Source organism: Streptomyces otsuchiensis, from assembly GCF_004305975.1.
In the GTDB taxonomy this organism is placed as follows: domain Bacteria; phylum Actinomycetota; class Actinomycetes; order Streptomycetales; family Streptomycetaceae; genus Streptomyces; species Streptomyces otsuchiensis.
The window spans coordinates 1-9,179 of sequence record NZ_BHZI01000233.1 but is presented as its reverse complement, the minus strand read 5'-3'; the positions used below and the strand labels follow the sequence as shown (position 1 = coordinate 9,179).

Sequence of the window (9,179 nt, the reverse complement as noted above, 5' to 3'; positions counted from 1 at the left end):
TTCCGGGGGCGGGGTGAAGGACAGCCGCCAGCGGGTGGGGGCTGAGCCCTCCAGCGGTACGGCGGGAGCGAAGGCACGCGCGACCTCCTCCAGGGTGCACGACCACGGCAGCAGGTCGGCGGTGTCCCGCAGGGGCGGCGGCTCGGCCCCGGGAGCGCGGGCCAGGGTCTCGTGCCAGATCCCGCCGCCGGGGGCGGTCAGCACCTCGAACCGCAGGTCGTCCCAGAGCGGCAGCCGCCAGGCGACGGCCTCGCACACCAGCTGGCCGACGCGGCGTTCGTCGCGTGCGGCCGGGGTGCCGAGGACGTTCAGGTAGCGGGTGAGGGCGCCGCGCCGCGCGGCGGAGCGCAGGGACGCCTGCCAGCGGCGGTTGGCGGCGCGCATCCGGGTGCGGTCGGTGGACAGCTCGCGCAGGGCGTCCGCCACCCGTTCCGGGTGGAAGTCGGCCATCCGGCGCAGCACCACCAGCTGGAAGTCCAGCGCGGTCAGGGGCGCGCTCTCGGGCGGGTTCATGGCTGTTCATGCTGCCACGCGCGCCGTCGGCTCCGGCGGCAGCGGCGGCAGCCGGCGCGACGGCGCCAGCCGGCGGGAGGGTTGCTCCCACCGGCCGGCGGCGGTCTTCGCGGCGCGCCGGCCGCGATAGGTCAGGCGGCCATGGCCACGGGCTGCCGGCCCGGCGTCAGCGCGATCTCCAGGACCTGCCGGACGTCCGAGACCGGCCTGACCTCCAGCCGCTCCAGGACCTCGGCCGGGACGTCGTCCAGGTCGGGCTCGTTGCGGCTGGGGATGATCACCGTGGTGATCCCGGCGCGGTCGGCGGCGAGCAGCTTCTGCTTCACTCCGCCGATGGGCAGCACCCGCCCGGTCAGTGACACCTCGCCGGTCATCGCCACGTCGGGCCGCACCTGCCGGCCGCTGAGCAGCGACGCCAGGGCGGTGATCATGGTGACGCCCGCGCTGGGCCCGTCCTTGGGCACGGCCCCGGCGGGAACGTGGAGGTGGACTCCGCGTTCCTTGAGGTCGCCGACGGGCAGTTCCAGCTCCGCGCCGCGCGAGCGCAGGTAGGAGAGGGCGATCTGCCCGGACTCCTTCATGACGTCGCCCAGCTGCCCGGTCAGGGACAGCCCGGCACCGCCGGTCTCGGGGTCGGCCAGCGACGCCTCGACATAGAGCACGTCGCCTCCGGCTCCGGTGACCGCCAGTCCGGTGGAGACGCCGGGGACGGCGGTTCGGCGCTCCGCCGGGTCGTGTGCCGCCTCGGGGGTGTGGCGCGGGCGACCGATCAGGGCCCGCAGGTCGCCGGCGTCCACGGTGGCCGGGAGGCGACGCTCCCCCGCCTCCCCCGCGGCCGCGACCTTGCGCAGGACCCGGGCGATGGACCGCTCCAGGCTGCGCACGCCCGCCTCACGGGTGTACTCGCCCGCCAGACGGCGCAGGGCGTCGTCGGTGACGTCCGCCTCGTCGTCGCCGAGCCCTGCCCGCTCCAGCTGGCGGGGCAGCAGGTGGTCACGGGCGATGGTGACCTTCTCGTCCTCGGTGTAGCCGTCCAGCTGCACCAGTTCCATCCGGTCCAGCAGCGGCTGCGGGATGGTCTCCAGCGCGTTGGCGGTGGCGAGGAAGACCACGTCGCTCAGGTCGAGTTCGACCTCCAGGTAGTGGTCGCGGAAGGTGTGGTTCTGGGCGGGGTCGAGGACTTCGAGCAGCGCCGCGGCGGGGTCGCCCCGGAAGTCGCTGCCGACCTTGTCGATCTCGTCGAGCAGGACGACCGGGTTCATCGACCCGGCCTCCTTGACGGCGCGGACGATCCGTCCGGGCAGCGCTCCGACGTAGGTCCGGCGGTGGCCGCGGATCTCCGCCTCGTCGCGGACGCCACCGAGGGCGACCCGGACGAAGCTGCGGCCCATGGCGCGCGCCACCGACTCGCCGAGCGAGGTCTTGCCGACGCCGGGCGGGCCGACCAGTGCCAGCACCGCGCCGCCGGGACGGCGGTCGTCGCGCGGCGTACGGGGCGCGGTCCCACCGTCACCGGTGCCGTCCGCGCCGGTGGGCTCGGTGCCAGGGGCGGCGGCGGCCAGCTGTTCGCGGGCCGCGCGGCGCTTGCGCACCGCCAGGTACTCGACGATCCGGTCCTTGACGTCCTCCAGGCCGGTGTGGTCCGCGTCCAGGACGGCGCGGGCGCCGGCGATGTCGTAGGCGTCCTCGGTGGTGGTGTTCCAGGGCAGTTCCAGCACGGTGTCCAGCCAGGTGCGGATCCAGCCGCCCTCCGGCCCCTGGTCACCGGCCCGCTCCAGCTTGTCGGCCTCCTTGAGGGCCGCCTTGTGGACCTCGGGCGGCAGTGCCGCCGCCTCGATCCGGGCGCGGTAGTCGTCGCCGCCGTCCTCGCCCTCACCGTCCCCGGTGAGTTCGGACAGCTCGCGGCGGACGGCCTGCAGCTGACGGCGCAGCAGGAACTCGCGCTGCTGCTTGTCCACGCCGTCCTGGACGTCCTTGGCGATGGACTCCGCCACCTCGCGCTCGGCGAGGTGGTCCTTGAGCAGCCCGACGGCCAGCCGGAGCCGCTCGACCGGGTCGGTGGTCTCCAGCAGCCGGACCCGCTGTTCGGAGGTGAGGAACGGCGAGTAGCCCGCGTTGTCGGCGAGCGCGCCGACCTCCTCGATCTGCTGGACCCGGTCGACGACCTGCCAGGCTCCGCGCTCGCGCAGCCAGCTGGTGATCAGCGCCTTGTACTCGGTGGCCAGTTCGGTGACGGAGCCGGGAAGCGGCTCGGGCACCGTCTCCTCCACGAGCGTGCCCTCCACCCAGAGGGCGGCACCGGGGCCGGTGGTGCCGGCACCGACGCGAACGCGGCTGAGGCCGCGGATCAGTGCGCCGGGGTCGCCGTCCGCGAGCCGTCCGGTCTGTTCGACGCGGCCGAGCACGCCGATGGCGGCGTACCGGCCCTCCGTACGCGGGACCAGCAGGACCCGGGGCTTCTCACCGGGTTCGGCGGCGACCCGGGCGCCCTCCACAGCGGCCCGCACTTCGGCGTCGGTCAGGTCGAGCGGGACGACCATGCCCGGCAGCACCACGTCGTCGTCCAGCGGCAGCACGGGCAGGGTGAGCGTTGCGTGCGAGAAAACCATGACCACTCCATCCGCAAGTAAGTTGAGCTACTAGCACTCAACGCGGGGAACGAAGGGATTGTTCCCGACGGTGGCGGCTGTTCGCCGTGAGCGATCAGCCGGGGCCGGGCTTCGGAACGCGGACCGCGTCTCCGCCGACCGCTCCGGACGGAGCGGCGGCCACCCCGGACAACGCCGCTGCCGCCCGGCGGAATTCCGCCGGGCGGCAGCGGGCAGGAGGGGCGGGCCGCCGTCGCGGTGTGCTCAGCGACTACTCAGCGACTACTCAGCGGCGTCGGTGGCTGCCGCCCCCGCGTGTCCGCTCACCACGCTTCATCTCTGCCTGGTGGCGGCCGACCGCCGACCGGCGCTTCCACTCCTTGAGCGCGTCCGCCCGCAGCCGGGCGTCGGCACGTGCGGCGATCCGGCTGTTCTCGCGCAGCAGCTTGCGGTAGCTCTCCAGCCGCCGCTGCTGCAGCGAGCCGTCGTCGAGGGCCTCCAGCACGGCGCACCCGGGCTCGCTCAGATGCCCGCAGTCCCCGAACCGGCACCGTTCGGTCAGCGCCTCGATGTCGGCGAAGGTGCGGCTGACGCCCTCGGCCGCGTCCCAGAGCCCGACCCCGCGCAGTCCCGGCGTGTCGATCAGGACGCCTCCCCCCGGCAGCGCGAGCAGGTCCCGGGTGGTGGTGGTGTGCCGGCCCCGGCCGTCGCCGCGACGGACCTCCCGCACCTGCTGGCCGGAGACGCCGGTCAGCAGGTTGGCGAGCGTCGACTTGCCCGCGCCGGAGACGCCGAGGAGCACCGAGGTGGCGCCGGCCAGCAGCGAGGACAGTTCGGCCACGCCCTCCCCCGTGTGGGAGCTGACCGCCAGCACCCGGACACCGGGCGCCGCGTCCTCGGCGTCGGCGCGCACATGGTCGACATCGTCGGCGAGGTCGCACTTGGTCAGCACGACGACGGGCTGCACCCCGCCGGCCCAGGCCAGCGCGACGAACCGCTCCAGCCGTCCGGGAACGAACTCCGCCGAGAGGGAGACGGCGATCAGCGCGAGGTCGACGTTGGCCGCCAGCACCTGCGCGCGCACCGCGCTGGTGGAGGCCGACCGCAGGAACGCCGACCGGCGGGGCAGCAGCGACCGTACCGCCCAGCCTCCGGCGTCCCGGCCGAGGACGGCCCAGTCGCCGGTGCAGGGGTGCCCAACCGGGTCGGCGGCACGGGCGACCGCGTCCGTGGCGGCGCGGAGGGTGCCGAGGGCGGTGGCGACGTCGCAGCTGCCGCGGTCGACGCGGACCACCCGGCCGGGCAGCGGAGCGGGGTCGGTCGCGGCGTGGGCGGCGAACGCCTCGGCGAGGCCGATGTCCCAGCCGAGCGCCGCGAGCGTGGTGGTCGGGCCGGTGCCGGGCGCGGTCCCGTCCGCGTCGGGGGAGGCACCGGAGGTGTCCGGGCGCGGCACGGCGGAGCCGGGCGCGCCGGGGGTGGAGGTGGGACGGGTGGTGCGGGCGTGCTTCAACGGAGGGGGACCCTTCCAGAGGGTGGCCCCGGGGGCGCGCGTGACGCGCTGGATCAGCCGGGGTCCACGGAGGTGAACGGGGCGGCATCGCGGATGCCTGCGGGAACGCGGTTCGCGACAGTCACAGCCACAGTCGCCACCTCCTCCTGATCACCCGGGCCCGGCCCGGTCCACGCGGGTCGTCACCGACCGGCCCGCGGGACGCTACGCGCGCCGTCCCGCCCCGGCAACCGGTTTTCCGGCGGACCGGGCCCGGTGCCGGCCCGGCAGGCACGGCCACCGGTCACAGGCCACCGGCCACCGGCCACCGGCCACCGGCCACCCACCAGCGAGGCGCGGCGTGCGGGTGCACCCTGGATATACGGACCAACGGAGGTGGACACCATGAAGACCGTGGTCGGCTGGCACATCGAACTGGAACTCGCGGAGATCGGTTCGGAGACCCGGGCGGCGGCGCTGCTGCGGCTGCCCGACGGCACGGAACTGCGCGCGCACGGACACGCGGACCGGCACCCCGACGACGCGGACCAGCCACGGGTCGGCGAGGAGGTGGCGGCCGCCAGGCTGCTCAACGACCTGGCGGGGCAACTGCTGCGCAAGGCCGAGGGGGAGATCGAGGCGGAGACGAAGGTGCCGGCGCACGTGCACCGGTGACGCCCGGACGGTCGACGATCCCGGAGCGTACGCCGCTCAGGGAAGCTCGCGACGCGCCTTGGAGTCGCGGCGCCGACGCTGCCTGGCCTCCTTGAGCTGCTGCTTGAGGTCCGAGGGCCGGAGCGTCCCGGCCAGCCGCATAGCGGTGGCGGTCATGTCGTACGCCTGTATGCCCAGCTTCTCCGCGCGGCTGCGTCGCTCCCGCACGGCGGCGAGCATCGCCTCGGCCGCGGCGGCCCGTGCCTCGTCGGTCTCGGCGCGGGCGGCGGCCGTCGCCGCGGTCGGCCACACCCGGTCGACCGCGGCGTTCAGCGCCGCACCGACCAGGACGGCGAACGCCGACATGCCCAGCCACATCAGGATCGCCACCGGCACCGCGAGCGAGCCGTACATCGACTGCCCCTCGACGGTGGTCCGCAGGTAGGCGCGGAGCGCGAAGGCGCAGACCGCCCAGATGGCCAGCGCCACCATCGCCCCGGGGATGTCCTCGCGCCACGGCGAACGGACCGGGACGGAGACGTGGTAGAGCGTGGTGAGGAAGCCGACGCACAGCAGCAGCACCACCGGCCAGTAGAGGACCCGCAGCTGTCCCTCCAGCCCGGGGAACCAGCCGATGGCCAGCTCCGGACCGATCACCATGGCCGGCACCACCACCGCGCCGACCACCAGCGACACCAGGTACATCAGGAACGCCAGCAGCCGGGTGGCGGCCGGGTTCCGGTAACCCTCCATGCCGTACATGACGGTGATGGTGCCGACGAAGACGTTGACGGCCCGCGACCCGGACCACAGGGCGACGATGAAGCCGAAGGACATCACGTCCGGCCGGGCGCCCTGCGTCAGGTCATCGATGAGGGGCCGGACCACGTCCTCGACTCCACGTTCGGACAGCATCGTGGTGGAGATGTCGAGGATGTGGAAACGGACCGTCTCCAGGGTGTCGGTCCCGGCGACCGCGTCCAGGCTGCTGAGCAGGCCGATCAGGCCGAGCAGCAGCGGTGGCAGCGACAGCAGGGTGAAGAAGGCCGCCTCGGCGGCCATTCCCACGATCCGGTGCTCCGCGCAGGACTGGACGGTGTCCTTCAGCAGCAGCCAGAGCAGCTTCGCCTTGGGGATGCGGTGGTAGAGCGCCGCGCGGGGTCGGTCGGGCTCCGGCTCGTCGTCCCCGGTACGGGATGGATCATCGGCGGTCACGCCCCATAACGTATCGGCATGACTCCGAGTACCCACACGGTATCCAACCAGCCCCCGCCGCTCATCGACTACGACGTGTTCGCCAGCGACGCCGCGCTGGTGGAGGGCGTGGCACGGCACGCGGACGCCGGGCGGGCCGCGGGCCTGGCGGAGGAGCTGGGAGTCCTCGGCCGCGCGGCCGGGTCACGGCGGAACCAGGAGTGGGGACGGCTGGCCAACGAACGGCTCCCGCTGCTGCGCACCCACGACCGGTACGGCCACCGGATCGACGAGGTCGAGTACCACCGCACCTGGCACCACCTGCTGGAGCACGCGGTCGCGGCGGGGCTGACCGACGCCTGGGGCCACCCGGACGGCCATCTGCGGCGCGCGGCCGGGCTGATGGTGTGGACGCAGCCCGAGGCCGGGCACGCCTGCCCGCTGTCGATGACCCACTCCGCCGTGCCGACGCTGCGGGAGCAGCCGGAGCTGGCCGAGGTGTGGGTGCCGCTGCTGACCTCCCGCAGCTACGAACCGACGCTCGCCCCGGCGGCGGAGAAGCGGGGAGCGCTCGCGGGCATGGCGATGACGGAGAAGCAGGGCGGCTCGGACGTCCGGTCCAACACCACCCGCGCGGAGCCGGCCGGCGAGTCCGGCATGTACGCGCTGACCGGCCACAAGTGGTTCTGCTCGGCGCCGATGTCGGACGTCTTCCTGGTCCTGGCGCAGGCGCCGGGCGGGCTGACCTGCTTCCTGCTGCCCCGGGTGCTGCCCGACGGCAGCCGCAACACCTTCGCCCTGCAACGGCTCAAGGACAAGCTGGGCAACCGGTCCAACGCGTCGGTCGAGGTCGAGTTCGACGGCACCACCCTGGCGTGGCGCGTGGGCGAGGAGGGGCGGGGCGTGCCGACCATCGTGGAGATGGTGGCCGCGACCAGGGTGGACTGTGTGACGGGGTCGGCCGCGCTGATGCGGCAGGCCGTGGCCCAGGCCGTCCACCACGCCACGTACCGGGAGGCGTTCGGTGACCGGCTGGTGGACAAGCCGCTGATGCGCAACGTGCTGGCGGACCTCGCCGTGGAGTCGGAGGCCGCCACCGCGCTGGCGCTGCGGCTGGCGGCGGCCTGCGACGGGGCCGATGCCGGGCGGGCCCACGACCGGCACCTGCTGCGGCTGGCGGTTCCGGCGGCGAAGTTCTGGGTCACCGGGCGATGCGCTCCGCTGGTCGCGGAGGCGCTGGAGTGCCTGGGCGGCAACGGCTACGTCGAGGAGTCGGGTATGCCGCGGCTGCTCCGGGAGGCTCCGCTGAACTCGGTGTGGGAGGGCTCGGGCAACGTGCAGGCGCTCGACGTGCTGCGGGCGCTGCAGCGTGAACCGGGTTCGCTCAACGCCTTCCTGACCGAGGTGGGTGCCGCGGCCGGCGCCGACCACCGGCTGGACGCGGCGATCACGGGGGTTCTCACCGAACTGTCTGACCTGGAGGGCATGGAGGGGCGCGCCCGGCGCCTGGCGGAGCGGATCGCGCTGGTGCTCCAGGGCTCCCTGCTGGTGCAGCACGCGCCGCCGGCGGTGGCCGACGCGTTCTGCGCCAGCCGGCTCGGGCGCGACAGCGGCGGCGCGTTCGGCACCCTGCCGGCCGGCCTGGACCCGGCGGCGATCGTGCGCCGCGCGGCACCGGGGCCGGTGGAGATCGCCCCGTAGCACCCGCACACCTCGGGGCGGCCCGCCGTCCCCCGCTCGGCGTGCCCGGAGGGCGGCGCCCGGGAGCGCTCTGGTTGGCTGGTGGCATGAGCGAACGTGTCGACGTGACCACCTGGTCCCTGGAGCAGACGTCACCCGACGCGCTGCGGCCCGCCCGGGAGCCGTCCCCCGGTGACCGGGTCCGGGTGGCCCGCGCCGAGGTGCCCTCCCCCGAGTTCAGCCGCTTCCTGTACACCTTCGTCGGCGGGGACATCGGCTGGACCGACCGGCTGTCGTGGGACCACGCCCGGTGGCGCCGGTACCTGGAGCGCCCGGGGGTGGAGAGCTGGGTCGCCCATGTCCGGGACACCCCGGCCGGCTACGTGGAACTGGACGCCCAGCCGGACGGCGTCGTGGAGATCGCCTACTTCGGGCTCGGGGGCGCGTTCCGGGGGCGGGGTGTCGGCGGCCATCTGCTCTCGGTGGGGACCGCGCGGGCGTGGGACCTGGCCGACCGCGTCCCGGGGCGCGAGGCGACGCGGCGCGTGTGGGTGCACACCTGCTCCAAGGACAGCCCCCACGCACTCGACAACTACCGGCGGCGCGGGTTCACCCTGTTCGACACCCGGACCGAGGCGGAGCCGGTGACGCCCTCCCCCGGGCCGTGGCCGGGCGCCTTCGCCACCCGGGGCCAGGAGTCGGGCCAGGAGCCGCGGCAGGAGTCGGACCGGACGGCGGGCGAGGTGCCGGACGACGGCCGGGCGTGAGGCCGGTTCCGGGTGCCGGCCGGGTGGTGCGACGACGGCCGCGTCGCGTCGCCGCACGCCGCTGACCAGAGACGTCCCGCGATGCGAGACAGCTTTGTCCACATCATGGAAGACAGTGGACTGGCGCCGCGAGCGCGTGCCAGTCTTTCCGTCATGTCCCGCGCTGGAGTTGCCCTGGTGAGTCGACGCCACGTCGACCTCGGCCGTATGTCCAGCGCCAGGTGTCGCGTCCGCCGGTAGTCGCGGACCGCTCCGGAGCCTCCTCCCCGCACACCCCGCGCGCGCCGTTCCCCC

7 protein-coding genes are annotated in these 9,179 nt (G+C 74.6%); 3 read left to right on the top strand and 4 right to left on the bottom strand.

What is annotated here, in order from left to right; all coding sequences use genetic code 11:
- The 3 genes from E0D90_RS19865 to rsgA all read right to left on the bottom strand — a co-directional run.
- Positions 1-513 (bottom strand): hypothetical protein (locus E0D90_RS19865; RefSeq protein WP_130799485.1); only part of this gene is annotated, 513 nt, incomplete at its 3' end.
- Positions 514-644: 131 nt separating this feature from the next.
- A complete protein-coding gene (lon, locus tag E0D90_RS19860; RefSeq protein WP_130799484.1) occupies positions 645-3,122 on the bottom strand; it encodes an endopeptidase La in 2,478 nt (825 codons plus the stop codon).
- 265 nt (positions 3,123-3,387) lie between these two features.
- The gene (gene rsgA / locus E0D90_RS19855) at positions 3,388-4,611 is read right to left on the bottom strand and encodes a ribosome small subunit-dependent GTPase A (protein ID WP_438827420.1); all 1,224 of its coding nucleotides are present in this window, start codon (positions 4,609-4,611) and stop codon (positions 3,388-3,390) included.
- 384 nt (positions 4,612-4,995) lie between these two features.
- On the opposite strand from rsgA, the gene E0D90_RS19850 reads away from it, so the two are divergent.
- Positions 4,996-5,265 (top strand): DUF1876 domain-containing protein, encoded by a 270-nt coding sequence (locus E0D90_RS19850; protein ID WP_103501580.1) that lies wholly within the window; start codon positions 4,996-4,998, stop codon positions 5,263-5,265.
- A 36-nt stretch (positions 5,266-5,301) separates the two neighbouring features.
- On the opposite strand, the gene E0D90_RS19845 is transcribed toward E0D90_RS19850, so the two are convergent.
- Positions 5,302-6,459: a YihY/virulence factor BrkB family protein gene (locus E0D90_RS19845; protein WP_130799483.1), complete on the bottom strand. Its 1,158-nt coding sequence runs from the start codon at positions 6,457-6,459 to the stop codon at positions 5,302-5,304.
- 18 nt (positions 6,460-6,477) lie between these two features.
- On the opposite strand from E0D90_RS19845, the gene E0D90_RS19840 reads away from it, so the two are divergent.
- Both E0D90_RS19840 and E0D90_RS19835 read left to right on the top strand, forming a co-directional pair.
- On the top strand, positions 6,478-8,139 hold the full coding sequence (locus E0D90_RS19840) for an acyl-CoA dehydrogenase family protein (RefSeq protein ID WP_130799482.1): 1,662 nt from the start codon (positions 6,478-6,480) through the stop codon (positions 8,137-8,139).
- An 86-nt stretch (positions 8,140-8,225) separates the two neighbouring features.
- A complete protein-coding gene (locus tag E0D90_RS19835; protein WP_130799481.1) occupies positions 8,226-8,885 on the top strand; it encodes a GNAT family N-acetyltransferase in 660 nt (219 codons plus the stop codon).
- The last annotated feature ends 294 nt before the right edge of the window (positions 8,886-9,179 follow it).

Excerpts from the sequence above, each read along its gene's own strand:
- lon (WP_130799484.1), bottom strand. The coding sequence starts at position 3,122 with ATGGTTTTCTCGCACGCAACGCTCACCCTGCCCGTGCTGCCGCTGGAC.
- E0D90_RS19850 (WP_103501580.1), top strand. The coding sequence starts at position 4,996 with ATGAAGACCGTGGTCGGCTGGCACATCGAACTGGAACTCGCGGAGATC.
- E0D90_RS19840 (WP_130799482.1), top strand. The coding sequence starts at position 6,478 with ATGACTCCGAGTACCCACACGGTATCCAACCAGCCCCCGCCGCTCATC.
- E0D90_RS19835 (WP_130799481.1), top strand. The coding sequence starts at position 8,226 with ATGAGCGAACGTGTCGACGTGACCACCTGGTCCCTGGAGCAGACGTCA.